General features: G+C 70.5%; 22 protein-coding genes. 21 read left to right on the forward strand and 1 reads right to left on the reverse strand.

The features are described from left to right. The first annotated feature begins 27 nt into the window (after nucleotides 1-27). From uvrC to VGV13_02815, 6 genes are all read left to right on the forward strand, one after another. Nucleotides 28-1,863: an excinuclease ABC subunit UvrC gene (uvrC, locus tag VGV13_02790; protein HEV8640005.1), complete on the forward strand. Its 1,836-nt coding sequence runs from the start codon at nucleotides 28-30 to the stop codon at nucleotides 1,861-1,863. Between the two features lie 55 nt (nucleotides 1,864-1,918). Beyond that, nucleotides 1,919-2,182: a hypothetical protein gene (locus tag VGV13_02795; protein ID HEV8640006.1), complete on the forward strand. Its 264-nt coding sequence runs from the start codon at nucleotides 1,919-1,921 to the stop codon at nucleotides 2,180-2,182. 92 nt (nucleotides 2,183-2,274) lie between these two features. Beyond that, nucleotides 2,275-4,761 carry a leucine--tRNA ligase gene (gene leuS / locus VGV13_02800; GenBank protein ID HEV8640007.1) on the forward strand — a complete coding sequence of 829 codons (2,487 nt, stop codon included), beginning with the start codon at nucleotides 2,275-2,277 and terminating at the stop codon, nucleotides 4,759-4,761. Continuing rightward, nucleotides 4,758-5,282, forward strand: coding sequence for an LptE family protein (locus VGV13_02805; GenBank protein HEV8640008.1), 525 nt, complete (start codon nucleotides 4,758-4,760; stop codon nucleotides 5,280-5,282). The genes leuS and VGV13_02805 overlap by 4 nt, the downstream gene beginning before the upstream one ends. Before the next feature lie 20 nt (nucleotides 5,283-5,302). After that, nucleotides 5,303-6,316 carry a DNA polymerase III subunit delta gene (gene holA / locus VGV13_02810; GenBank protein ID HEV8640009.1) on the forward strand — a complete coding sequence of 338 codons (1,014 nt, stop codon included), beginning with the start codon at nucleotides 5,303-5,305 and terminating at the stop codon, nucleotides 6,314-6,316. Nucleotides 6,317-6,356: 40 nt separating this feature from the next. After that, nucleotides 6,357-7,658, forward strand: coding sequence for a neutral/alkaline non-lysosomal ceramidase N-terminal domain-containing protein (locus VGV13_02815; protein HEV8640010.1), 1,302 nt, complete (start codon nucleotides 6,357-6,359; stop codon nucleotides 7,656-7,658). A gap of 2 nt (nucleotides 7,659-7,660) precedes the next feature. Here VGV13_02815 and rpsT read toward each other — a convergent pair whose 3' ends face one another. Then, nucleotides 7,661-7,921: a 30S ribosomal protein S20 gene (gene rpsT, locus VGV13_02820; GenBank protein ID HEV8640011.1), complete on the reverse strand. Its 261-nt coding sequence runs from the start codon at nucleotides 7,919-7,921 to the stop codon at nucleotides 7,661-7,663. 92 nt (nucleotides 7,922-8,013) lie between these two features. Here rpsT and murJ point away from each other — a divergent pair, with 92 nt between their 5' ends. The 15 genes from murJ to metK all read left to right on the forward strand — a co-directional run bounded on the left by murJ (nucleotide 8,014) and on the right by metK (nucleotide 25,268). Next, nucleotides 8,014-9,573, forward strand: a complete 1,560-nt coding sequence (murJ, locus tag VGV13_02825; GenBank protein ID HEV8640012.1) for a murein biosynthesis integral membrane protein MurJ — start codon at nucleotides 8,014-8,016, stop codon at nucleotides 9,571-9,573. Nucleotides 9,574-9,584: 11 nt separating this feature from the next. After that, nucleotides 9,585-10,751 (forward strand): site-specific tyrosine recombinase XerD, encoded by a 1,167-nt coding sequence (gene xerD, locus VGV13_02830; protein ID HEV8640013.1) that lies wholly within the window; start codon nucleotides 9,585-9,587, stop codon nucleotides 10,749-10,751. Nucleotides 10,752-10,753: 2 nt separating this feature from the next. Continuing rightward, nucleotides 10,754-12,478: a hypothetical protein gene (locus VGV13_02835; protein HEV8640014.1), complete on the forward strand. Its 1,725-nt coding sequence runs from the start codon at nucleotides 10,754-10,756 to the stop codon at nucleotides 12,476-12,478. Beyond that, nucleotides 12,454-14,058: a CTP synthase gene (locus VGV13_02840; protein ID HEV8640015.1), complete on the forward strand. Its 1,605-nt coding sequence runs from the start codon at nucleotides 12,454-12,456 to the stop codon at nucleotides 14,056-14,058. The genes VGV13_02835 and VGV13_02840 overlap by 25 nt, the downstream gene beginning before the upstream one ends. Before the next feature lie 181 nt (nucleotides 14,059-14,239). Next, entirely contained in the window at nucleotides 14,240-15,085 is an 846-nt protein-coding gene (gene kdsA / locus VGV13_02845; GenBank protein ID HEV8640016.1) for a 3-deoxy-8-phosphooctulonate synthase, read from the forward strand. After that, complete coding sequence (locus VGV13_02850) at nucleotides 15,082-16,050, forward strand: KpsF/GutQ family sugar-phosphate isomerase (GenBank protein HEV8640017.1); 969 nt, start codon at nucleotides 15,082-15,084, stop codon at nucleotides 16,048-16,050. The genes kdsA and VGV13_02850 overlap by 4 nt, the downstream gene beginning before the upstream one ends. A gap of 77 nt (nucleotides 16,051-16,127) precedes the next feature. After that, complete coding sequence (lptC, locus tag VGV13_02855) at nucleotides 16,128-16,682, forward strand: LPS export ABC transporter periplasmic protein LptC (protein ID HEV8640018.1); 555 nt, start codon at nucleotides 16,128-16,130, stop codon at nucleotides 16,680-16,682. Further along, nucleotides 16,679-17,263: a lipopolysaccharide transport periplasmic protein LptA gene (gene lptA / locus VGV13_02860; protein HEV8640019.1), complete on the forward strand. Its 585-nt coding sequence runs from the start codon at nucleotides 16,679-16,681 to the stop codon at nucleotides 17,261-17,263. The genes lptC and lptA overlap by 4 nt, the downstream gene beginning before the upstream one ends. Before the next feature lie 4 nt (nucleotides 17,264-17,267). After that, complete coding sequence (gene lptB, locus VGV13_02865; GenBank protein ID HEV8640020.1) at nucleotides 17,268-17,990, forward strand: LPS export ABC transporter ATP-binding protein; 723 nt, start codon at nucleotides 17,268-17,270, stop codon at nucleotides 17,988-17,990. A gap of 17 nt (nucleotides 17,991-18,007) precedes the next feature. After that, nucleotides 18,008-19,465: an RNA polymerase factor sigma-54 gene (gene rpoN / locus VGV13_02870; GenBank protein HEV8640021.1), complete on the forward strand. Its 1,458-nt coding sequence runs from the start codon at nucleotides 18,008-18,010 to the stop codon at nucleotides 19,463-19,465. A 14-nt stretch (nucleotides 19,466-19,479) separates the two neighbouring features. Beyond that, a complete protein-coding gene (raiA, locus tag VGV13_02875; protein ID HEV8640022.1) occupies nucleotides 19,480-20,004 on the forward strand; it encodes a ribosome-associated translation inhibitor RaiA in 525 nt (174 codons plus the stop codon). Next, nucleotides 20,001-20,876 (forward strand): RNase adapter RapZ, encoded by an 876-nt coding sequence (gene rapZ / locus VGV13_02880; protein ID HEV8640023.1) that lies wholly within the window; start codon nucleotides 20,001-20,003, stop codon nucleotides 20,874-20,876. The genes raiA and rapZ overlap by 4 nt, the downstream gene beginning before the upstream one ends. Nucleotides 20,877-20,881: 5 nt before the next feature. Further along, nucleotides 20,882-22,981: an alpha-amylase/4-alpha-glucanotransferase domain-containing protein gene (locus VGV13_02885; protein HEV8640024.1), complete on the forward strand. Its 2,100-nt coding sequence runs from the start codon at nucleotides 20,882-20,884 to the stop codon at nucleotides 22,979-22,981. Beyond that, a complete protein-coding gene (locus VGV13_02890; protein HEV8640025.1) occupies nucleotides 22,978-24,030 on the forward strand; it encodes a bifunctional phosphoglucose/phosphomannose isomerase in 1,053 nt (350 codons plus the stop codon). The genes VGV13_02885 and VGV13_02890 overlap by 4 nt, the downstream gene beginning before the upstream one ends. Before the next feature lie 86 nt (nucleotides 24,031-24,116). After that, on the forward strand, nucleotides 24,117-25,268 hold the full coding sequence (gene metK, locus VGV13_02895; GenBank protein ID HEV8640026.1) for a methionine adenosyltransferase: 1,152 nt from the start codon (nucleotides 24,117-24,119) through the stop codon (nucleotides 25,266-25,268). The last annotated feature ends 101 nt before the right edge of the window (nucleotides 25,269-25,369 follow it).

Genomic DNA, 25,369 nt, shown 5'->3' on the forward strand with positions numbered 1-25,369 from the left:
GCTCGCGGTCCTCGCTACAATACACCGATGAAGCTGGAAGAGAAGCTCGCCACGCTGCCCGACCGCCCCGGGGTCTACCTCTACCGGGACGCCAAAGGGCAGGCGCTCTACGTCGGCAAGGCGGCGTCGCTCCGGGGCCGGGTCCGGTCGTACTTCCAGGAGTCGCGTCCGCGCGACGCCAAGACCGACGCGCTGGTGCGACAGATCGGCGACCTCGAGTACATCGTCACCGACAACGAGCTCGAGGCGCTGATGCTCGAGGCCAACCTGGTCCGCAAGCACCGGCCGCGCTACAACATCATCCTGCGCGACGACAAGCACTATCCGTTCCTCAAGCTCACGACCAACGAGGACTTCCCGCGGCTGCTGGTGGCCCGCCGGGTCCAGGACGACGGCGCCGTCTACTACGGGCCGTTCTATCCGGCGACGGCGATGCGCGAGACACTCCGGCTGGCGCGGCAGCTCTTCCCGCTCCGCACGTGCTCCATCAAGATCGACGGCCGCCTCGAGCGCCCCTGTATCCAGTACTACATCCATCGGTGCAACGCGCCCTGCACCGGCTGGGAGACGCGGGAGGGCTATGCCCGGACCGTCCGCGACGTGCAGGCCTTCCTGGAGGGCAAGGACGAGGACCTGGTCGCGAAGCTGACCCGGGAGATGGAGACCGCCGCGGCCGAGGAGAAGTTCGAGCGGGCGGCGGCGCTCCGCGACCAGATCCAGTCGCTCAACAAGGTCCGCGAGCGCCAGAAGATCATCTCGACGGACCTGGTGGACCAGGACGTCATCGGGGTCGTGCGGCAGGGCGGCGACGCGTGCGTGGAGCTGTTCTTCGTGCGCCAGGGCCGCCTGATGGGGCAGGAGGCCTTCTTCTTCGACCGGGTGGCCGGCTGGAAGGACGGCGAGGTCCTCTCGGCGTTCCTCCGGCAGTTCTACGGCAAGCACGTGACCCCCGCCTCCGAAATCTTAATATCCGAGGAGGTCCCGGAGGCCGAGTTGGTGGCGGAGTGGCTGAGCGGCCTCCGCAAGCGGCGGGTGCAGCTCCTGGTCCCCCAGCGCGGCGCCAAGCGGGAGTTCGTGGCGATGGCCGAGGCCAACGCAGCGATCGCGCTGCAGAATCACTTGCTGTCCCGCGAGAACCGGCAGCAGCTGATCGTCGAGGAGCTGCAGCGGGCGCTGACCCTGCCCGGCCTGCCCAACCGGATCGAGGGCTATGATGTCTCCTCCATCCAGGGCTCGGAGCAGGTGGGGGCGATGGTGGTGTGGGAAAATGGCGCGCTGAAGAAGGACGATTACAAGCGCTTCCGGATCAAGACCGTCGCCGGCGCGGACGATTTCGCCTCGCTCGAGGAGATGCTGCGGCGGCGGTTCTCGAAGTCGCTGGAGCAGGGCACGCCGCTGCCGGACCTGGTGCTGATCGACGGGGGCCGGGGCCAGCTCAACATCGGCCTGAACGTGCTGCAGGAGTTGGGGCTGGACTACATCCCGGTCGTGGCCCTGGCCAAGCAGCGGGAGGAAGTCTACCGGGGCGACAGCCTGGAGCCGCTGGTTCTCGACCCGACCTCGCCCGCGCTGCACACGCTGCAGAAGATCCGTGACGAGGCGCACCGGTTCGCCATCAGCTACCACAAGAAGCTCCGGACGAAGCGGACGATCCAGTCGGTCCTCGACGCCATCCCGGGGGTCGGTCCGACCATCCGGACGAGCCTTCTGAAGACTTTGGGATCGGCCCGGCGCGTGAGAGAATCCACCGTCGCCGAGTTGGCTGGGGTGCCGAAGGTGACCCCCAAGCTGGCCCAGCGGATTTTCGACTACTTTCACCCGTCCGAGGCCGGCGCCGCCGACCCGGCGGGGAACCGGAACTGAACGCCCAGCGTTCCGTTGACGAGCGCGGGCTTGGCTCGGGGGGAGGTGACAGCCGATGAAGAAGCTCATGGCGTTGGTGGCAGTGGTGGTGGCGTTCGCATTCGTGAGCGTCGCCTCCGCCTCGGAGTGCCCGCTGCTGATCAAGCAGCTCAAGGACGGCGTGGCCAAGGTGTCGGACTCGAAGAAGAAGGCCGACGTCGAGAAGATGATTGCCGAGGCCCAGAAGCTGCACGATACCGGCAAGCACGCGGAGTCGGTGAAGAAGGCCGACGAGGCAGCCAAGGCGGCCGGCATCAAGCTCGAGCACAAGAAGATGTAGTCATCGCCTCTGGACCCGCGGCGCGTGACGACACGCGCCGCGGGTCATGCCTTGCCTCTGCTCGCTAAGTCTGGTAGAAATCAAGCATAATCATGTCCAGCGACCGCTACCCCGTCCGTGAGATCGAGGCCAAGTGGCAGCGGATCTGGGAGGAACGGAAGCAGTTTCGCGCCGCCGAGGATCCGAGCCGCCCGAAGTTCTATTGCCTCGAGATGTTTCCGTACCCGTCGGGGCGCATTCACATGGGTCACGTCCGCGTGTACGCCATCGGCGATCTCCTGGCCCGCTACAAGCGGATGCGCGGCTTCAACGTGCTCCACCCGATGGGCTGGGACGCCTTCGGCCTGCCCGCCGAGAACGCGGCGATCGAGCACGGCGTGCATCCGGCCATCTGGACCTACGAGAACATCGACTCCATGCGCTCGCAGCTCAAGAGGCTGGGAACCTCCTACGACTGGGACCGCGAGGTGACCACCTGCGACCCCGCCTACTACAAGTGGGAGCAGCTCATCTTCATCAAGATGTTCGAGCAGGGGCTCGCCTACCGCCGTCGCTCGGCTGTGAACTGGTGCCCCTCGTGCAAGACGGTGCTGGCCAACGAGCAGGTGGAGGCGGGCCGGTGCTGGCGGTGCGATTCGGAGGTGACGCTGCGCGAGATCGAGGGCTGGTTCTTCAAGATCACGGCCTACGCCGACGAGCTGCTCGCCTGGTGCGACCGGCTGCCGGGCTGGCCCGAGCGCGTGCTCACGATGCAGCGGCACTGGATCGGGCGGAGCGAGGGCGCGGAGTTCGACCTGCCCGTCGCGGGTCGGCCCGAGCTCAAGATCCGCGTCTTCACCACGCGCCCCGACACCGCCTTCGGTATGACCTACGCCGTGCTGGCCCCGGAGCATCCGCTGGTGGATCGGCTCGGCGCCGGCGAGGCCGAGCGGGCGACGGTGGCGGCCTTCCGGGCCGAGGTGGCGCGCCAGTCGGAGATCGAGCGGCTGGCGGTGGACCGGCCCAAGCGGGGCCTCCGGCTATCGGCGCGCGTGGTGAATCCCTTCAGCGGCGTCGAGATCCCGCTGTTCATCGCAGACTACGTCCTCATGGGCTACGGCACCGGCGCCGTCATGGCGGTGCCCGGCGAGGACCAGCGGGACTGGGACTTCGCCAAGCAGCACAACCTGCCCATCATCGAGACCGTGGAGCGCCCCCCCGGCTGGGTCGGCGAGGCCTACCCGGGCGCCGGGATCAAGATCAACTCGGGCTTCCTCGACGGCCTGACGGTCGCCGAAGCCAAGCGCAGGGCGATCGACTGGCTGGTCCAGCGCGGCCTCGGGGAGGCGAAGGTGAACTACCGCCTGCGCGACTGGGGGATCAGCCGCCAGCGGTACTGGGGCGCCCCCATTCCGATCCTCTACTGCGACGCCTGCGGCATGGTGCCGGAGAGGGAGGTGAACCTGCCGGTGGTGCTCCCGCGCGACGTCCAGATGAGCGGCAAAGGAGGCTCGCCGCTCGCCGATGTCGCCACCTTCGTCAACGCCCGCTGCCCGCGCTGCGGCGGCCGAGCCCGCCGCGAGACCGACACGATGGACACCTTCGTCGAGTCGTCGTGGTACTTCCTGCGGTACTGCTCGCCCCGCTACGAAGGGGGAATGTTCGACCCCCAGGCCGCCGACTACTGGATGCCCGTCGACCAGTACATCGGCGGCATCGAGCACGCCGTCCTCCATCTCCTCTACGCGCGGTTCTACACCAAGGTGCTGCGCGACCTCGGGCTCACCAAGGTGGACGAGCCGTTCACCGCGCTGCTGAGCCAGGGAATGGTCATCAAGGACGGCGCCAAGATGTCGAAGTCGAAGGGCAACATCGTGGATCCCGACGAGCAGGTGCGCAAGTATGGCGCGGACACCGCCCGCCTCTTCTCGCTCTTCGCGGCGCCGCCGGAGAAGGATCTCGACTGGAACGACCACGGCGTCGAGGGCGCGTTCCGCTTCCTCAACCGCGTGTGGCGCTTCGTCGCCGGGCATCTCGAGGAGTTGCGCCAGGCCGAGGGCCCGCGGGTGGCGCCGGTCTCCGAGGACGGCCGCACGTTCCGCCGCGCGATCCACGAGACCGTCAGGCGGGTGACCGACGATATCGAGCGCGATGTCCATTTCAATACGGCGGTGAGCGCGATCATGGAGCTGGTCAACGCGCTCCAGACCTTCGAGCCGGCGCCGCCGGAGCGCGTCCCGCCGGGCGAGCGCACGGCGCTGCTCCGGGAGGCGGTGGAGGCGATGCTGCTCCTGCTCGCCCCCTTCTGCCCCCACATCGCCGAGGAGCTGTGGACCCGGCTCGGCCATAGCGAGAGCGTATTCGCGCGGCGGTGGCCGGAGCCCGATCCGGCCGCGCTTGAGCGAGACGAGGTCACCGTCGTGGTCCAGGTCGACGGCAAGGTGCGCAGCCGCCTGACCGTCGAGGCCGGTACGCCCGAGGCGGACGTTCAGCGCCGGGCGCTGGCGGACGACAAGGTCAAGGCCTGGCTCGCCGCCCGGCGGGTCGAGCGGGTCGTCGTCGTCCCCAACCGGCTCGTCAACATCGTCACCCGCTCATGACTGACGGACCTCGCTACTGCGTCCCGGCGGTGCCCCTCCTCCTCGCGGCCGGTCTCCTGGTCGCCGGCTGCGGCTACACGCTCCGCGGCACGCTGCCGGCCCACATCAAAACCGTCGCGGTGCCGGTCTTCAAGAACCGCACCTCGGAGCCGGCCGTCGAAAACTCCATCACCCGCGCCATCGTCGAGGCCTTCTCGACGAATGGACGGCTGCGCGTGGTGAAGCCGGAGGAGGCGGACGCGATCCTGGAGGGCGAGATCACCGGGTACCAGGTGGACTCGGTGGCGTTCGATGCCAGCGCGAACGTCCGCCAGTACCGCCTCACGGTCACGATGAATCTCCGCTTCCGCGACGTGCGCGAGAACAAGGTCCTGTACGAGCGCAACGGGTACCAGGAACGCGCCGATTTCCGCGTGCCCGCCGCCGTCTCCGAGACGATCGTGCGCGAGGCGGCGGCGCTCCGCACGGCCGCGGTGGACATCGGACGCGCCGTGGTGAGCTCCACCGTCGAGCGCTTCTGACCGGTCCCAGCGGCGACCTCGTGGACTACGCCGCCTTTCTCCGGAACGCCGAGCGCGGCCAGCTTCCCCCGGTCGCGCTCCTCCACGGCGCCGACCCGCAGCTCCTGGACGATGCGCTGGCCGTCGTCGCCCGCGCCCTGTTTCCGGACCCCTCCCTGGCCGTCTTCGACCGCGACGCGTTCGACGCTCGCGAGGCGGAGGTCGAGGCGGTCGTCAACGCGGCGCTCACGCTGCCGGTGCAGGCCGCCCTGCGGTTGGTGGTGGTGCGCCACGCCCAGGCGCTGCCGCCGAGGGGCACCGAGACGCTGGCGCGCTACCTCGCCCGTCCCAACCCCGCGGCCGCGGTCCTCCTGCTCGCCGACGAGCCCCTGGGCGTCTCGCGCGACCGCCGGAGCCCGCATTGGCTGCTGGGCGTGCTGCCGGCGACCGCCGTCGTCGAGCTCCTGCCCCGGCGGGGTCGAGCGCTGGAGGAATGGCTGCGTCAGCGCGCGCTGGCCGAGGGCCTCAGCGTGAGCGAAGAGGCGGCCCGGCTGCTCGTGCAGTGGGTGGGGGAGGACAGCGCGGCGCTGCTCGGCGAGGCCCGCAAGGCGGCGCTGGCCGGAGGGAGCGACAACCGGGCGGTCGGCGTCACCGAGGTCACCGCCGTCGTCGGCGAGCACCGGGTCAGCGCCATCTTCGAGCTCACCCGGGCGATCGAGCGCCGCGAGGTCGGTCGGGCCCTGAAGACGCTCGAGCGGCTGCTCGCCAGCGAGGACGCGGTCTTCGTCCTGGCGGCCCTGACGCGCGACGTGCGGACGGCCTGGATGGCCCGCGCCTGGCGCGAGCGCGGCCAGTCGGTCGACCAGATCGCCCGCATGCTCCGCCGCCCGCCCGGGGCCGTCGAGGCGCTCGTCGCCGCGGCCACCGCGCAGCCGGCAGACGTCCTGGCGGGAAAGCTGATCCGCTGCTGGCGGGCCGAACAGCGCTTGAAGTCGGGCGGTGAGGCCCGGGCCGAGATGGCGGTGCTGGTGGCGGAGCTCTGTGGTGCGGGGTAGCGCGAGCCGGGCCGGGCCTGCCCAGGCCGGGCGATCCCCGGTGTTCCTGCTCGCCGCTCTGCTGGCCCTGGCGCCGCGGGTCGCCGCCGCCGAGCGTTGCGACGGGTGCCTCACGGCCGGCGCGGCGTCCGTCGCGCTCCGCATCCCGCGCGGCGCGCCCCTCGCCGGCTACGGGAGCTTTGCCCGGCGGCTCCCCGTTCCCGACCTGTTCGGACGCCACCCGCACGCTTTCTGGTTCAAGCCGAGCGAGGGGGAGCTGGACCCGCTGGGGGCCCGCGCCCTGGTCGTGGAAGGCGCCGGCGCCCGCCTGGCCTGGGTGTCCGCCGATCTGATCGCGGTCGATCGCGCGTTCACGGCCCGGGTCGCCCAACGCCTCCGCGAGTCCGGCGTGCCGTCGGCGACGGTGATTCTCTCCGCTTCCCATACGCATTCGGGGCCTGGCGCGTTCTTCGATTCGGCGTTGCTGGGCGCACTCAGCGTCGACCGTCGCGACGAGGCGGTGCACGAAGCGCTCGTCGAGAGCGTCGTCGAGGCGATCCGCCGCGCCGACGCCCACAGGGTTGCCGCCCGCGTGGGCTCGGCCAGCGGCGCGGCGTCCGGGCTCACGACGGGCCGCCTCGGCCGTCCGGTCGACTCGGAGATCGTGGTCGTGAAAATCCTGGCCGCGACGGGCGCGCCCATCGCCGCACTCTGGAACTTCGCGATCCACGGCACGATGCTCGGCCCTCGGAACCTCCGACTCTCGGGTGACGTCATGGGCGTGGCCACGCGCGAGCTGGAGCGCCGTCTCGGCGTCCCGACCCTGTTCGTGAACGGCGCCGTGGGCGACGTGAGCCCGCAGCGTCACGGCTCCACCGAGGCCCAGGCGGCAGGAAGGGAGCTGGCCGCCGCGGTTCGCGCCGTCTGGACCCACGCCCACGCTGGGCGGCACGGCGCGGTGGCCATCCGCACCGCACGCGTCGCCCTGCCGGCCCCGCATCTGTCGCTGCGGAACTGCGGCGGCGCCTGGATTCCCCGCTGGCTTACGGTTCCTCTCGGCCAGGCGCTACCGCGCGAGACCGAACTGGTCGGCGGGGCGCTCGGCGACGCCGCCTGGGTGGCGATTCCAGGGGAGCTCCAGTCGAGCCTCGGCCAAGCCATCAAGCGCAGTGTGCCGTCGACGTGGGGCCAGGCCTTCGTGGCGGGGGTGTCCAATGACTACCTGGGCTACTTCCTCACTGCCGCGGATTATGCGCGCGTGACGTACGTCGCTTGCGCGAGCCTCTACGGGCCGGAGGCGGGCGAGACGCTCACGCGGGCCGCCAGCGAGCTGCTGGGCGGGCTGGTCGGGGAGGGCCGGTGAGCTTACACGCGGGCGGCGAGGCGACGGGCGAGCGCGGACTTCTTGCGGGCGGCGGTGTTGGGGTGAACGACACCCTTGGTGACCGCCTTGTCGAGGGCGCGGATGGCCTCGAGCGCCGCCGCCCGCCCGTCCGCGGCACCCGCGGTGAGCGCCGTACGGGCGGACTTCACGGCGGTGCGGACCTTGGAGCGGACCATGCGGTTGCGCGCGCGGCGCTTCTCGTTCTGACGCATCCGCTTGATTGCCGATTTTATGTTCGCCAACGGAACGCCTCCTTGCACGATCGGGTTCGCGTCGAATTCTGCCGCAACCGCCGGCGAATTGCCAGCGGAATCCCGGCGGGGCCCGGGGCGGCATGACCGTCGAGCGTCAGGTCGTTGCAGCCCTCGGCAGCATCGGTACCGCTACGCTGGGCAGCCGTGTCCTCGGCTTCGTCCGCGACATGATCGTCGCGCTGACCTTCGGCGCCGGGCCGGTCACGGACGCCTTCTTCGTCGCCTTCCGCATCCCCAACATGCTGCGCCGGTTGCTGGCCGAGGGGGCACTGTCGACTGCGATCGTGCCGGTGTTCAGCGAGTACTGCGCGACCCGGACCCCGGCCGAGTTCTCGAGAATGCTGCGGGCGGTGATCGCCGGCGCCCTCCTCGCGCTCGGCGCCACCACGCTCCTCGGCATCGCGGCGGCGCCGGGGATCCTCCGCGTGATCGCCCCCGGGTTCGCCAGCGACCCCGGGCAGATGGCGCTGGCGGTGTTCCTCACGCGCGTGATGTTCCCGTACCTCTTGCTGGTCGGCCTGGCGGCGCTGGCCATGGGAGCCCTCAACGCGCACGGGCGCTTCTTCGCCGCCGCCCTCGGCCCCGCCGTGCTGAATCTGGGCATGATCGGCGCGGTGCTGACCCTGGCCACGCGCATCGAGCCTCCCATCCTCGCCCTGGCCCTGGGCCTGCTCGCCGGCGGGGTCGGCCAGTTCCTGGTACAGGTCCCGAGCCTGCGCCGCTGCGGCTTGCTCGTCAGCCCCTCGGCGGAGCTGAACCATCCCGCGCTGGGGCGCGTCGTCCGGCTGCTGCTGCCCGCGGTGTTCGGTCTGGCGGCGGTGCAGGTCACCGTGTTCGTGAACACGCTCCTGGCCTCCCTGCTGCCGGCGGGCAGCATCTCGTTCCTGAACTACGCGGACCGGGTGATGGAGTTCCCGCTCGGCGTGTTCGGCATCGCGCTGGCCTCCGCGTCGCTCCCGGCCATGGCGCGGCAGGCGGCGGCCGGGGACACGCGTGGAGTCGCCGCGACGCTCAACTTCACCCTGAGGCTCGGCTTCTACATCGCCGTCCCCGCCACCGTCGGGCTCGTCATCCTCCGCACGCCGATCATTCGCGTGCTCTTCGAGCGGGGCCAGTTCGGACCCACCGACACGCTGGCCACGGCCCAGGCGCTGGCCTGGTACGCGGTAGGACTGGTCGGGTTCTCCGGCGCCCGCATCGCCGCCCAGGCCTTCTACGCCGTCGGCGAGGCGGGCACCGCCGTCAGACTGGGGCTGCTCTCGGTCGCCGCCAACGTGCTGGCCGCGCTCGTGCTGATGGGACCGCTCGCCCATGGCGGGCTGGCGCTCGCGTCATCGATCGGCGCCTATGTCAACGTGGTCCTCCTGCTGTGGGTCGCGCGCCGCCGCTTCGGTGGGCTCGGCGGCCGCGCACTCCTGGAGAGCCTGGCGCGCACGCTTCTGGCCTCCACGCCGCTGGCGGCGTGGTGCGCGCTCTGGCTCTGGGTGTGGCCGCGGGGCGGGAGCGGCTGGCTCGACGCCGCCTGGCTGGCGCTGGGGGTTGGCATGGGCGCGGTGATCTTCCTGGGCACCAGTCGCGTCCTGGCCACGCCCGAGTACCGCGCGCTCCGGGGAACCTTGCCGTTCCGGGGACCGCGTTGATATAATCCGCTGTGCCCATTCCGTTCAGCCCGCGCCGCAGGTTGCGCGAGCGCCGGAGGCCGGCAGCCAGCCGCCGGCCCGAGTCCGGAAGGGATCCCGTCGTCGAATTCCTCGAGGTTCTCCAGGCCGAGCGCAGCGCCTCCCCGCACACGCTGGCCGCCTACCGCCGCGACCTGCAGGACTTCCTCGGCTTCCTTGAGGGCCGGGGGCGCAGGCTGGCCGCCGCGCGCGCCGACGACGTCGTGACCTACGTGGAGCGGCTCCGCGCCAACGGCCTCAAGCCAGCGAGCATCGCCCGGCGACTGTCGGCGCTCCGCGGGTTCATCCGCCACCTCCTGCGCGAAGGCGCGCTGCGCCGGGACCCGACCGAGCACATCGAGCTTCCCCGCGGATCCCGACCGTTGCCCCACACGCTCTCGCCCCGGGCGGCGGCGTCGCTGGTCGAAAGCCCAGATGTGACGGGGGTCCGCGGCCTCCGTGACCGGGCGCTCCTGGAGCTGCTCTACGCCACCGGAATGCGGGCGTCCGAGTGCCTCGGTCTGCGCCTGGAAGACGTCAACCTGACCGCCGGCTATGCGGTCTGCACGGGCAAGGGACGCAAGCAGCGCCTGGTGCCGCTCGGCGCCGAAGCGGTGACGTGGCTCCAGCGCTACCTCGCCGCGGCGCGCCCACTCGCCACGCGCCGGCGTGACTGCGGGCGCCTGTTCGTCAACCCGCGGGGCAGCCCGCTCTCGCGACAGTCGCTGTGGACGATCGTCCGCCGGGCCGCCGCCGCCGCCGGGCTGCGATACTGCGTCTCTCCCCATGTCCTGCGCCACTCCTTCGCCAGCCACCTCCTCGAGAACGGCGCCGACCTCCGATCGGTGCAGGTGATGCTCGGGCACGCCGACATCGCGACGACGCAGATCTACACCCACCTGCCGTCTGCCACCGTGCGGCGGATGTACGACAGGTTTCACCCGAGAGCCGAGATGATCCCCGGCTCAGGTGACGCGGTTCGAGCGCCCGCTCTGCCGGCGCCACCTTTGGGGAGGTTCGGAGGGGGCCGTGAGGCCCTCTCTGACTATGGATCCGGAGGGGGCCGTGAGACCTCCTCCAACTACGGATCCGAAGGGGGCCGCCAGGCCACCTCCAACCCTGGATTCGGCAGGGGGGCCAAGCCCCCTTCCGAGCGATGAGGATGGCGAAGCGGGCGCACGTCTATCCCCAAGTTGATCCAGGCGCGGAGGGGCTCGTCAACATGGCCATCGCGCGGGTGCCGGCAGGAGCCCGGGTGGCCGACGCGCTCAAGGTCGCTCGCGCCCGCAACGCCGGCGTGGTGACTCCGGGCGGCACCACGTGGGTGCTGCGAGAGGACCTCGCGCGGGGCGCACGCCTCAGCCTGGAGGATCTGCCCGCCGCGGCCCTGGCTCGGCCGTTGCCCTCCGTCGAGGCTGGCCAGACCGAGGTCAGGGTGCGGCGCCTGCTCGCCGCGGGCGCCGCCCTGGTCATCGTGCGTGATCGCCGGGGCCCCGTGGGCGCGGTGGCGCCGGCGCCCGGCCGCCCCGATGTCGGTGCGGCCCTCGGCCCCCGCTTTGCTCGGCGCCTGTCCGAGGCGACGCGGGAGGCGCTGGTGGCGATCGGCCGCCTCGCAGTCGCGCACGGGATGCGCACCTTCCTGGCCGGGGGCACCGTTCGCGACGCGATTCGTGAGCCCGCGACCGACCCCGGCGGCCTGGGCAGCGGCGGCGATATCGACATCGTCGTCGAGGGCGACGGGCTGGCCCTGGCGCGGGCGCTCGCCGGCGTGCTCGGCGTCCCGACCACCGGCGCGCTCGTCGAGCACGTCCGCTTCCTCACCGCGTCACTCACCGTGCCCGCGGTCGGGCGCATCGACATCGCCACGGCCCGATCGGAACGCTACGAAACGCGCGGGGCGCTGCCGCGCGTGATGCCATCCACCATCGGCCAGGATCTCGCCCGGCGCGACTTCGCGATCAACGCAATGGCGGTCGGGCTCGCGTCTGGCACCTTCGAGCTGCTCGATCCTTTCGGCGGCCGGAGCGACCTGGCCCGGCGGCGACTGCGCGTCTTGCACCCGCTCTCGTTCGTAGAAGATCCCACGCGCATCTTCCGGGCGGCGCGCTACGCCGCGCGCCTGGGTTTCTCGCCCGACGGCTGGACCTCGAGGGCTCAGGCGCTGGCGCTGAGCCTGGCGCCGTACCCGGCGCTCTCGGGGCAACGCATCGCGGCCGAGCTGGAGCTGATCCTCGGCGATGCCCACCCCGACGTAGCGCTGCGCCGTCTCGGAAGGGTGGGGGCCTTTCGCCTGCTCGACGCGCGGTATCGCTTCCGGCCGACGACGGCCGCCCGCGTGAGCGTGCTGGGGGCGGCACTGGACTGGGCCGGCCGCCACGGCCTGCGCGTAGCCCCGCTCGAGCTGGGAGCGCTGGCCGTGCTGGGCGATCAGCCGCGCGAGGTCGCCATGAGCGCACTGATACGGCTCGGCCTGAGCGGCGAGCCCCTGGCGCGCGCGGCGCGCGCGCTCGACGGCGCCCCCGCCCTGACCCGGCGGCTGGCCGCAGCCACCCGTCCCAGCGAGCGCGCCCGGTCGCTGTGGGATCGGGCCGACCTGGAGCTCGCCTGGCTCTGGCTGAGCGACGAGCCCCCCCTGCGCGCGGCGATCGAGTGGTTCGTGGCGCGGGCGCGGGGCGTGCGGCCCGCGCTGGGTGGGGCCGACATCGTCGCGCTCGGGGTGGAGCGCGGGGGTGACGTCGCGCGCGTGCTGGCGGCGTTGCGGGACGCCCGGCTGGACGGAACGATCAACGACCGGGACGGGGAAGCAGCGTCTGTGCGAGACTGGATCGACGGAGGCATGACCGATCAGAAAGGAGGGATGGGTTGGCTCCGAAATTCATCTTCGTGACCGGTGGCGTCGTGTCGTCGCTGGGCAAAGGGCTGGCGGCCGCCTCGATCGGGGCGCTCCTGGAGGCCCGCGGCTACCGCGTGACGCTTCAGAAGATGGACCCCTACATCAACATCGACGCGGGAACGATGAGCCCCTATCAACACGGCGAGGTCTTCGTCACCGACGACGGCGGCGAGACCGATCTGGATCTCGGCCACTACGAGCGGTTCACTTCGGTGCGGGTCAGCCGGGACCACAACGTCACCACGGGCAAGGTGTATTTCTCGGTGATTCAGAAGGAGCGCCGCGGCGACTATCTGGGCCGCACCGTGCAGGTGATCCCTCACATCACCGACGAGATCAAGGCCTCCATCCGCGGGATCGCCGCCGACGTCGACGTCGTCATCGTGGAGGTCGGGGGCACCGTGGGCGACATCGAGAGCCTGCCCTTCCTGGAAGCCATCCGGCAGCTCAAGAAGGACGTCGGGAAGGACAACGTCATCTACATCCACCTGACGCTGGTGCCGTTCATGCAGGCGGCCCAGGAGCTGAAGACGAAGGCGACCCAGCACTCGGTGAAGGAACTGCGGGCCATCGGGATCCAGCCGGACGTCCTGCTCTGCCGCACCGATCGCTATCTGCCCCCGGGCATCAAATCCAAGATCGCGCTCTTCTGCGACGTCGAGGAAGAGGCCGTCATCACCGCCAAGGACGTCGATACCGTCTACGAGGTGCCGCTCGTCTTTCACCGGGAGGGGCTGGACGCCATCATCGTCAAGCTCCTCGGGCTCGACCCGCGCCCCAGCGATCTCCGGCGCTGGGAGGACGTGGTGAAGCGGGTGAAATCGCCCCGCGCCACCACGCGCATCGCGGTGGTCGGCAAGTACATCGACCTGAAGGACTCCTACAAAAGCCTGGTCGAGGCGCTCGCCCACGGCGGCATCGCCAACGAGGCCCGGGTGGAGGTCGCCTGGGTGGACGCCGAGCAGATCGAGCGGGACGGCCCGGCCACGCACTTCGCGGACATCCACGGCATCCTGGTGCCCGGCGGCTTCGGCGACCGGGGCATCGAGGGCAAGATCACCGCGGTCCGCTATGCGCGCGAGCGGGGCGTGCCATACTTCGGGATCTGCCTGGGCATGCAGTGCGCGATCATCGAGTTCGCCCGCAACGTCTGCACCCTGGCCGGCGCGAACTCCTCGGAGTTCGATCCCGGCTCCCCCCATCCGGTCATCGACCTGCTGCCGGAGCAGCGGGCCATCGCCGCCAAGGGCGGGACCATGCGCCTGGGCCTCTATCCGATCGTGCTCGCCGAGGGGAGTCTGGCGGCGCAGCTCTACGGCCGGTCCATCATCCACGAGCGCCACCGGCACCGGTACGAAGTGAACAACGAGTATCTACAGCAGCTCGAGAAGAACGGCCTCCGCGTATCGGGCGTCTGGGCCGAGAAGCAGGTCGTGGAGATGATCGAGCTGCCCGAGCACCCTTACTTCGTGGCCGGACAGTTCCACCCCGAGTTCCGCTCGCGCCCGTGGGACCCGCACCCGCTCTTCGCCGGCTTCGTGCACGCGGCCCTGGCGCACGCGGGCCTGGCATGAGCCGTCCTATGTTTATCGAAGAGTGGTATCGCGTCCAGAGCGCGCTCCTTCGAGCGCCGGTTTTGCCGGCGCAATCCTTTGGGGAGGTTCGGAGGGGGCCGCGCGGCCCCCTCCGACTTGGGGTCTCGGACGGGGCCGTCGCGCCCTGTGGGCGCGCCTGTGAAGGCGCCCCCTCCGACCTATGAGCGCGTCCACCCGGGAGGTGCGGGTCGGCTCGATCCCGATCGGCGGGGGTCATCCGCTGGTCCTCATCGGCGGCCCCTGCGCCATCGAGAACGAAAAGCACGCACTCATGACCGCCGAGCGCCTCGCCACCATCGCCGCCGACCGCCGGGTCCCCTTCATCTACAAGTCCTCCTATGACAAGGCCAATCGCTCGTCGGCGGACGGCTATCGCGGGCCCGGCCTGCAGGAGGGCCTGCGCATCCTTCGCCGCGTCCGGGACGGGGTGGGCGTGCCGGTGCTCTCCGACGTGCACCAGGTAGAGGAGGTGGCGCCTGCCGCCGAAGTCCTCGACGTGCTCCAGATTCCCGCCTTCCTGTGCCGGCAGACGGACCTGGTCCTGGCCGCGGCCCGTACGGGGAAGCCGGTCAACGTCAAGAAGGGCCAGTTCCTGGCGCCCCAAGACATGAAGAACATCGTGGACAAGGTGGTGTCGACGGGCAATCAGAGCGTGCTGCTGACCGAGCGCGGCACGACCTTCGGCTATCACAACCTCGTCGTCGACATGCGCGGGCTCATCCAGATGCGAGAGCTCGGTTTTCCCGTCGTCTTCGACGCCACCCACTCCGTGCAGCGGCCCGGTGCCGGGGGCACGCGCTCGGGCGGCGAGCGCCAGTACGTGCCCGCGCTCGCGCGCGCGGCCATCGCCGTGGGCGTGGATGCGCTCTTCATGGAGATGCACGAGGACCCCAACCGCACGCTATCAGACGGGCGCCCGCTGTCGGACGGGCCGAACATGCTGCGCATCGACGACCTGCCTCGGGTGCTCGATGAAGTGTGCGCGATCCGGGCCGCGCTGCGATGAGCAAGCCGCGCCGCCTGGCCGAGCGGGTCTTACGATTGGAGGCCGAGGCAATCCTCGCCCTCATTCCCCGCCTGGACGAGCGCTTCGACCGGGCGGTCGACCTGCTCTTCCGCTGCACCGGCCGCGTGATCGTCACCGGCATGGGCAAGTCCGGGCTCATCGGGCGGAAGATCGCCGCCACCCTGGCGTCGACGGGCACCCCCGCGTATTTCCTCCATCCGGCGGAGGGCGTGCACGGCGACCTCGGCATGGTCGCCCGCGGGGACGTCATGCTCGCGCTGTCGAACTCCGGCGAGACCGACGAGGTCCTGGCGATCCTCCCGCCGCTCAAGCGGCTCGGCGTGCCCATCGTGCTCCTCACGGGCAACCCGCAGTCCACGCTCGCCCGCCAGTGCGAGGTCATCCTGGACGTCGCCGTGGCCGAGGAGGCGTGCCCCATGAATCTCGCGCCCACCTCGAGCACGACGGCGGCCCTCGCCGTGGGCGACGCGATCGCCATGGTGCTGCTGGAGCTGCGCGGCCTGAGACCGGAGGACTTCGCCGCGCTACATCCGCGGGGCAGCCTGGGCTGGCGCACGCTCTTCCGCATCGCGGATCTCATGCACACCGGCGACGAGGTGCCCGTCGTTCGGGCGGAGGCGCTCATGAAGGACGTCATCGTCGAGATGACGCACAAGCGCCTGGGCATGACGACGGTGGTGGATACGGACGGTCGTCTGCTCGGCGTGATCACCGACGGCGATTTGCGCCGGATGCATCTCCGTCCGGAGCCGGTCGCCAACCTCCGCGCTGGCGAGGTCGCCTCGCGCACGCCCAAGACAATCGCCGCCGAGGATCTGGCCGCCAAGGCGCTGGAGGTGATGGAGACCTTCGCGATCACCAGTCTCGTCATCGTCGACGAAGAGCGGCGACCGATGGGTGTCATCCACCTCCACGACATCCTCCGCGCCAAGATCGACATGTAATTGCGGCGCCAGGCGCTTTCCCCTTCCACGCTCTCCAGCCATGTGATAGGCTGGTATCGAAATTGCAGGGTGCCAACATGGATCGTCTAGCGCGCCGCATCCTAGTCGTCGTCGCCCTGTTCGTCCTGATCGTGGCGGGCATCCTCGTCGCCAGGAGCCGGACGGCCAGCATCGAAGCGCTCGGACCCCGGCCATCGAGCGCGGACATAAGCCTCAAAGAAGTCCAGCTTCAGGAGGAGTCCGCGGGTGGCGGGCGGTGGCAGCTCGTGGCGGATCAGGTCTCGGTGTTCGACCAGGAGGGGCGGACGGCTTTGCGCAGGGTCACGGTGCATGTCCAGGACCGGGATCGGGCCTGGACGATCGTCGGCGAGGAGGGGGACTTCTTCAAGGACACGAAGAACCTCGAGCTCCGCCGGAACGTGGTGCTGACGTCCGACGACGGGCTCCGGCTCGAGACGAGCGTGCTCCGCTGGCAGGGCACCGAGCGCCGGATGTGGACGGACGCACCGGTCAAACTCGTCCGCGAGGGGACGGTCATCGACGGCACTGCGCTCGACGTACGGATGGCCGACGAGGCCACCACGGTCAAGGGCCCGGTGCGGGCGACGTTCGGGCGCGGGCAGGGGCAGTGAGGAGGCGCGCCCTGATCGGGCTCGGGTTGCTCGCCGCCGCGCTGGGGGCCGCCGCGGCCGCGCTGGCGCAGACGGGGCCACCTCCGCCGGCGACGCCGCCCCGGTCCGTCGAGGACCGGAATCAACCCGTGACCGTCGACGCCGACAGGATGGAGCGCTTCGGCAAGGAGAGCCTCGTCATCTTCATCGGAAACGTCGTGGCGCGCCAGAACAACTCCGTGCAGTACGCCGACCGCATGGAGGTCTATCTCGACGAGAAGGGCGACCGGATCTTGCGCACCGTATCAAGCGGGAACGTGCGCATCGTCACCAAGGACTGCCGGACGGGCACGGCCAAGCGCGCGGAGTACTTCGACCTCGAGCAGCGCATGGTGTTGATCGGCAACGCCCGCGTCTGGCAAGAGGACAACGTGGTGAGCGGCGACACGATCACCATCTTCCTCTCCCAGGACCGCAGCATCGTCCAAGGGGGACGCCAGGAGCGGGTCAAGGCGGTCTTCTACCAGAAGGAGCAGGCCAAGCCGGCCGACTCGACCACGACCGCGGCGGCGTCGAAACCCCAGCCGGGCTGCCAGAACTGAGCCGATGGAAGGCCTCGTCGCTCTCGAGCTCACGAAGTGGTTCAAGCACCGCAAGGTCGTCGATCACGTGTCGCTCGACATCCAGCGGGGCGAGGTGGTCGGCCTGCTCGGCCCCAACGGCGCCGGCAAGACGACGTCCTTCTACATGATGGTCGGGCTCCTGCCGACGGACCGTGGCCGCATCTTCCTGGAGGGTGAGGAGATCAGCGCGCTGCCCATGTACCGCCGGTGCCGGATGGGGCTCGGCTATCTCCCGCAGGAATCGTCGGTGTTCCGGAAGCTGACCGTCGAGGAGAACCTCCTGGCGATCCTGGAGACGCTGGATCTCACGGCCGCCGAGCGGCGCGAGCGCTGCCATGAGCTCCTGGCCGAGCTGGACCTCACCCCGCTGGCGCCCTATCCCGCCGACACGCTCTCGGGCGGCGAGCGGCGCCGGCTCGAGATCACGCGGGCGCTGGTGACCTCGCCGCAGTACCTGCTCCTGGACGAGCCGTTCACCGGCATCGATCCGATCGCCATCGGTGACATCCAGGAGATCATCGCGCGGCTTCGCGATCGCGGCATCGGGATCCTCATCACCGACCACAACGTCCGGGAGACGTTGTCGATCACCGACCGCGCCTACATCCTGTACGGTGGCAAGGTGCTGGTCTCCGGCACCGCCACCGAAATTGCCAACAACCCGACCGCCCGGGAGATCTACCTGGGCGAGCGGTTCTCTCTCTAGCCCGGAAGAGCTCCGCCATGGCGATGGAAACCCGACTTTCCCTCCGGCAGAGCCAGCGGGTGGTCATGACCCCGCTGCTGCAGCAGGCGATCCAGCTCCTGCAGCTCTCCACGCTCGAGCTGCAGGAGGTGGTGCAGAAGGAGCTGCTGGAGAACCCGCTCCTGGAGGAGGTGCCGACCGAGGCGCCGGAGGCGCCGGAGACGCCGGACAGCCCGCAGGCGCCCGAGCCGCCCCCACCCGCCTCCCAGCCGGTCGAGCCGTCCCCCGTCGACAAGGAGCGGGCCACCGACGACCTGCCGTTCGACCTGCCCGCGGTGATGTTCGACGACGACCACCAGGAGCGCTCGCTCGTCGCCCAGGAGGAACGCGACGACCTGCCCTTCGAGAACATGGTGCGCTCCGAGTCGTCGCTCACCGATCACCTGGAGGAGCAGCTCCGCTTCTCCACCACGGACCCCGTGATCCGCCGGATCGGCAACGAGATCATCGGCAACCTGGACGACGACGGCTACCTGCGCGCGGAGCCCAGCGAGATCGCCCAGCGCTGCGACGTCTCCGTGGAGGAGGCCGAGCGCGTGGTGGCGATGGTGCAGGGCTTCGACCCACCCGGCGTAGCCGCCCGCTCCGTCCAGGAGTGCCTGCTGATCCAGCTCAAGAGCGACCCCAACCCGGATCCGGTCTCGGTCGAGATCGTGGAGCAGCACTTCGAGGACCTCTCGCGCCGCCGGTACCCCGACATCGCGCGGGCGCTCAAGCTGCCCCTGGACCGCGTGATGGAGTCGGTGGAAGAGATCATGGGCCTGGAGCCGAAGCCGGGCCGCCGCTTCGGGGGCAACGACTCGCGCTACATCGTGCCCGACGTCGTCGTCCACAAGATGGGCAGCGACTACGTCGTCGTCCTCAACGAGGACGGCATTCCGCGCCTGCGGGTCAACTCGCTCTACCGGTCGCTGCTCCGCACCGCCGGCGACGAAGCGCGCCAGTACGTCGAGCAGAAGCTCCGCTCGGCGGTGTGGCTGATCAAGAGCGTGGATCAGCGGCAGCGGACGCTGCGGAAGGTGACCCAGTCGATCGTCAAGTTCCAGCGGGAGTTCCTCGACAAAGGACTGCCGTACCTGCGGCCGCTGTCCCTGCGCGACGTCGGCGAAGATATCGGCATGCACGAGTCCACCATCAGCCGGGTGACCACGAACAAGTACGTGGAGACGCCTCAAGGGCTCTTCGAGCTGAAGTTCTTCTTCCACAGCGGCATCGCTTCGGACGGCGGCGACATGGTCTCGTCCGTGTCCGTCAAGAAGATGATCCAGGACCTGCTGGCCAACGAGGATCCCTCCAAGCCGCTCTCCGACCAGGAAGTGGCCCAGATCCTGAAGGGCCGGGGGCTCGTGATCGCGCGGCGTACGGTAGCCAAGTACCGGGAGGAGCTGGGGATCCTGCCCTCCCATCAGCGCCGCCTCGCGCCCAAGCGGCGGTAGGTGCGGCGGCCCCGATGCAGGTGATCATCAGCGGCCGCGGCGTCATGCTCACGCCGGGGTTCAAGGCGCTAATCGAACGCAAGGTGACGAAGGTCGCCCGCGTGCTCCCGAAGATCCTCGACGCCCGGGTCGTGTGCGCGGCCGAGAAGTTCCGCCGGACGGCCCGGTTCACGCTACGGGCCCGGCGGCGGACCTTCTCGAGCGAGGCGACGGCCGGCGACCTCGTGGCGGCGGTGGACGACGCGCTCGAGGCCCTGGGCCGGCAGGTCCGCGAGGACAAGGACCGCCGCCAGCACCGGGGACGAGCCGGGCAGGCGCGCCTGCCGAGCCGTCCGCCGACCGGCCCCGACGCGGGAGCGGGGCCGGACCTGGTCCCGCGCCGCCTGGTCGCCAAGCCCATGTCGGTGGAGGAGGCAGTGATGCAGCTCGGCCTCCGCGACGGCCAGTTCCTCGTCTTCCGCAACGCCGAGACCAGCGACGTCAACGTGCTGTACCGCCGCCGCAACGGCGGCCTGGGCCTCATCGAGCCAGTGGCGTGACGGCGGCCGAGTCGATCGGGTTCGTCGTCATCACCGGCATGAGCGGGGCCGGCAAGAGCTTCGCCATCAAGTGCTTCGAGGACATGGGCTACTTCTGTGTCGACAACCTGCCGACCACGCTGATCCCCACCTTCTCGGACTTGGTGGCCCGCTCGATGCAGAAGATCCGCCGCGTCGCGCTGGGCGTGGACGTGCGGGAAGGGGAGTACCTCTCGCACCTCCTCGACGCGCTCCAGGCGCTCAAGGCGCGCCGCCACGCGGTGGAGGTCCTCTTCATCGAGGCCGGCGACGAGGCGCTCGTCCGCCGCTACCACGAGACGCGCCGACGCCACCCGCTGGCCGGCGACGGCCACGTGCTGGACGCGATCCGGGCCGAGCGCAAGGCGCTGGCCCACATGCGCGAGATCGCCGATCGGATCGTCGATACCTCGGCGTTGACCGTCCACCAGTTCCGGGATCTCCTCGTCGAGCTCTACGGGGCGCCGAAGGCGCGGGCGGGGCTGGCGACGATGCTGATCTCCTTCGGCTTCAAGCACGGCATCCCGATCGATGCCGACCTGGTCTTCGACGTCCGCTTCCTGGCCAATCCCCATTTCGTCGACAATCTCCGGGCCCTGGACGGCCGGGACGCGCGCGTGCGGGAGTTCATCATGCGCCATCCCGAGAGCCGGGAGCTGCTGGCGCGACTTCAAGATCTGCTGCGCTTCCTCCTGCCCGCCTACGAGCGGGAGGGCAAGGCGTACCTGACGATCGCCGTCGGCTGCACCGGCGGGCGCCACCGCTCGGTCGCCGTCGTGGAGGAACTCAAGCCGTTCCTCGACGAGCTCGGTCTCGCGCCGAGCGTCGTGCACCGGGATCTGGATCGCGAGTAGGGCTCGTGAGCGGTGGGCGGCTGGCGCTCGGCTTTGGCGTCCACAATCACCAGCCTGTCGGCCAGTTCGATCACGTTCTCGAGGAGGCCACGGCCCGGGCGTACCGGCCCTTCCTCGAGCGCCTGCACGCCCACCCCGAAGTCCGCCTGACCGCGCACTGGACGGGAAGCCTTCTGGAGTGGCTGCGCGAGCGCTCGCCGGCCACGTTCGATCTGCTCGCCACCCTGGTCGGCCGCGGCCAGGTCGAGCTGCTCACCGGGGGGTTCTACGAGCCGATCCTGGCGATCCTGCCCGACCAGGACAAGGTCGGCCAGATCGAGCTCCTCACCGACTTCATCAAGTCGCACTTCGGCGTCCGCCCCCGCGGCATGTGGCTGGCCGAGCGCGTGTGGGAGCCCCAGCTGCCCCGGACCATCCGGGACGCGGGCGTCGAGTACGTGCTCGTCGACGACAGCCACTTCGCCCTGGCCGGCTTCGATCCCGATACGCTGGGTGGCTACTACCTCACCGAGGACCAGGGCGCCGTGGTCGGCGTCTTTCCCATCAACCAGCGCCTGCGCTACCTGATCCCGTTCGCCGAGGTCGAGGCCACGGTCGAGTACCTCGAGAGTCGGCGGTCGCGGGTGGAAACGCTGACGATGGTCGACGACGGCGAGAAGTTCGGGGTGTGGCCGGGCACCTACGCGCTGGTCTATGAACGGCAGTGGCTCGACCGCTTCTTCGACCGCCTCCTCGCGCTCCCGTGGCTCGAGCTGACCACGTTCGCCGACGTCGTCGACCGGTTCCGCGCCGCCGGTCGCGTCTACCTGCCCACCGCCTCCTACCGAGAGATGGGCGAATGGGCCCTGCTGCCGGCGGCCGGGCGCCAGCTGGAGATCGCCAAGCGCGACGTGGGCACGCTCGCCGACGGGGCGCGGCTGCAGACGCTGCTGCGCGGCGGCTTCTGGCGCGCCTTCCTGGTGAAATATCCCGAGGTCGCGGACGTCTACTGGAAGATGCTCCGGCTGTCGCAGGCGATCCACCACGAAGCGGCTCGGCGCCCGGACGACGCCCGGATCGCCCAGGCCAGGACCGCGCTCTGGCGCGGCCAGGCCAACGACGCGTACTGGCACGGCGTCTTCGGCGGCTGCTATCTGCCGCATCTCCGGCGAGCCGTCAAGCAGTCACTGCTCGAGGCCGAGCGCCTGCTGGCCCGTGCGGTGGGCGCGCCCGAGGTGGCGTGGACACGCGCCGATGGCAACGGCGACGGGCGCGAAGAGATCCACGTCCGCACGCGCGAGCTCGTGGTGACGCTCAATCCCGAGGCGGGCGGCACCCTCACGGAGCTGAGCCATCTCGGGCGCGCGCTCGATCTGGCGGACGTGCTGGCACGCCGGCCCGAGACGTACCACGACCAGCTCCGGCAGCAGGGCCGCGCCGCCGCCCCCGCGGCCGCCGAGGTGCGGACGATCCACGAGCCGCCCGTCGCCAAGGAGGCCGGACTCGGCGAGCTGCTGGCCTACGACGAGTTCCGTCGCGGATCCCTGCTCGACGGCCTCTTCCCCGCCGCCGGTGACCTCGACCCCGTCGCGCCCTGGAGCGCCGCCCGGGTGGCGCTCGGTCGGGCGCGTTTCGGCCCGCGCGTCGAAGAGACGCCGGACGGCGTCGCCGCGGTGCTCACGCTCGAGCCCGGGGACGACACGCCGCTCCGGATCGAAAAGCGCGTCCTGATCGGGCCGGCCACGGTCGAAGCCCGCTACCGGCTCCGGCCGACGGCGGCGGCTCTCCCGGGCCGCTGGGCGGTTCAGTGGAATCTCGCGCTCACCGCGGGCGACGGGCCCGACCGGTACTTGGCGCTGCCCGGCCGGCCGCCGCTCCGAGGCGCCGGGCGACGAGCCGACGTCTCGAGCGTCACGCTGGTCGACGAATGGATCGGCATCGAGGCGCGTCTCGGCTGGAGCCCGGCGGCCGAGCTCTCGTGGGGACCCGTGGAGACGGTGTCGGTGTCGGAAGGAGGCTTCGAACGAATCTACCAGGGCACCGCTTTTCTCATCGTGTGGCCGCTGCCGGCCGTATCCTCTGAGGGGTGGGAGCTGACGACCAGCTTGAGCGTGAGCGCGCGGTGACGCTCGACGATCCGGCGGCCATTGCGCGGGGCGACGCCCACCGGACGCGGGAGGTGCTGGCGGCCTTCCCGGCCCAGTGTCGCGCGGCGGTCGGGTTGCGGCCGGAGCCGGGCGGCGCGTTCGTCCGGCCTCGCACGGTGATCGTCGCCGGCATGGGGGGCTCCGCCGCGGGCGGCGATATGCTCGCCGCCTGCGCCGCCGAGCGCCTCGACGTACCGGTCCTGGTCCACCGGGGCTACGGCCTTCCGGCGCTCGCCGGCAAGCGCGATCTCGTCGTCGTGGTGTCGTACTCCGGGGACACGGCCGAGACGGTATCGGCGGCGGAAGCGGCGCTCGATCGCGGCTGCGCGCTTGTCGCCGTCACCGCGGGCGGCCGCCTGGCCGCGCTGGCGGCGCGGCGGAACCTGCCGCGCGTGGCCCTGCCCACCGGGCTGATGCCGCGGATGGCCCTGGGCTATCTCTTCTTCCCGTTGCTCGCGATCCTGAAATCGGCCGACCTGACGGTCGTGGAGGACAGCGAAGTGGACGAGGCCCTCGGCGCCCTGGACGCGCAGGCGGGGGCGCTCCGGCCCGAATGCCCGGCTGCCGACAACGAGGCCAAACGCCTGGCGCTCGCCCTGGGCGGCCGGCTACCGGTGATCTACGGCGGGCCGGTCACCGGCACCGTCGCCTACCGGTGGAAGACCGACCTCGCGGAGAACGCCAAGACGTTTGCCGCGTCCGGCACGCTGCCCGAGATGAACCACAACGAGATCGAGGCGTGGGGCGGCCCCTTCGCGCGCCAGATGCACCTGGTCCTCCTGCGCGACCACGAGGAGACGCCCGAGATCGCCCGCCGCTTCGCGCTCCTGCGCGAGCTCATCGGTGCGGCCGCCGGGGGGATCAGCGAAGTGTGGGCGCGGGGCACGGGGGCCGTGGCGCGGCTGCTGTCGCTGATCACGCTCGGCCAGTGGACGAGCTTCTACCTGGCCATCCTCCGCGGCGTCGATCCCTGGCCGGTACCGACGCTCGACGCGCTCAAGGCCCGCTTGCGCGGCGGCGCGCCCTGAGGGACGCGCGCGCCTGAAAATGACTCGAAAGTCCGGCGGCTGCGTGCTACACTGACCCGAATTTTTCTGCAGGAGGGATGACGAACATGGCGCGGGACGAGTACCTGTTCACGTCGGAATCGGTCACGGAAGGTCATCCCGACAAGATCGCCGATCAGATCTCCGACGCGGTCCTCGATGCGATCATCGCGCAGGATCCGATAGGACGGGTGGCCTGCGAATCACTCCTCACCACCGGCCTGGTGGTGGTGGCAGGCGAGATCACCACCGCGTGCTACGTCGACATCCCGCGTATCGCCCGCGAGACGATCCGGCAGGTCGGCTACACCCGCGCCAAGTACGGCTTCGATTCCGACACGTGCGCCGTGATCACGGCCATCGACGAGCAGTCCTCCGACATCGCCATGGGCGTGGACAGCCTGGGCGCGGGCGATCAGGGGCTGATGTTCGGCTTCGCCTGCACGGAGACGCCCGAGTTCATGCCGCTGCCCATCACGCTGGCCCACAAGCTGGTGATGAGGCTGGCCCAGTTGAGGAAGTCCGGCGCCATCGACTGGCTGCGACCGGACGGCAAGTCCCAGGTCACCGTGCGCTACGTGGACGGCAAGCCGCGCGCGGTGGAGACGGTCGTCGTCTCGACCCAGCACGGTCCCGACGTGTCGAGCGAGCGGATCCGCGAGGACGTCATCGAGCAGTGCATCGTGCCGACGATCCCCGCCGAGCTGCTGGACCGCAAGCAATGCGTCTTCCACGTCAACCCGACCGGACGGTTCGTGACCGGCGGCCCGATGGGAGACACCGGCCTCACCGGACGCAAGATCATCGTCGACACCTACGGCGGCTCCTGCCCGCACGGAGGCGGGGCCTTCTCCGGCAAGGATCCCACGAAGGTCGATCGCTCGGCCTGCTACATGGCCCGCCATGTGGCCAAGAACATCGTGGCCGCCGGCCTGGCCGAGCGGGCGCTGGTGCAGGTGGCCTACGCCATCGGTGTGGCCGATCCGGTCTCGATCATGGTGGACACCTTTGGCACCGGGAAGGTGCCGAACGCGAGGCTGCAGGAGATGATCCGGCGCCACTTCGACTTCACGCCCGCCGGAATCATCAAGTACCTGAACCTGCGGCGCCCCATTTACAAAAAGACGGCGGCGTACGGGCACTTTGGCCGGTCCGAGCCGGAATTCACCTGGGAGCGGACAGATCGGGTGAAGGACCTGCGCGACGACGTCCGCGTCTAATCGGATGGGGCGGACGTCACGGCCTCGCGGCCCCGTCCGGATCCATAGTCGGAGGAGGCCTCACGGACCCCTCCAAGCCACCCCAAAGGATGATTGCGCCG

It is taken from the genome of Candidatus Methylomirabilota bacterium, assembly GCA_036001065.1.
Lineage (GTDB): Bacteria > Methylomirabilota > Methylomirabilia > Rokubacteriales > CSP1-6 > MNEF01.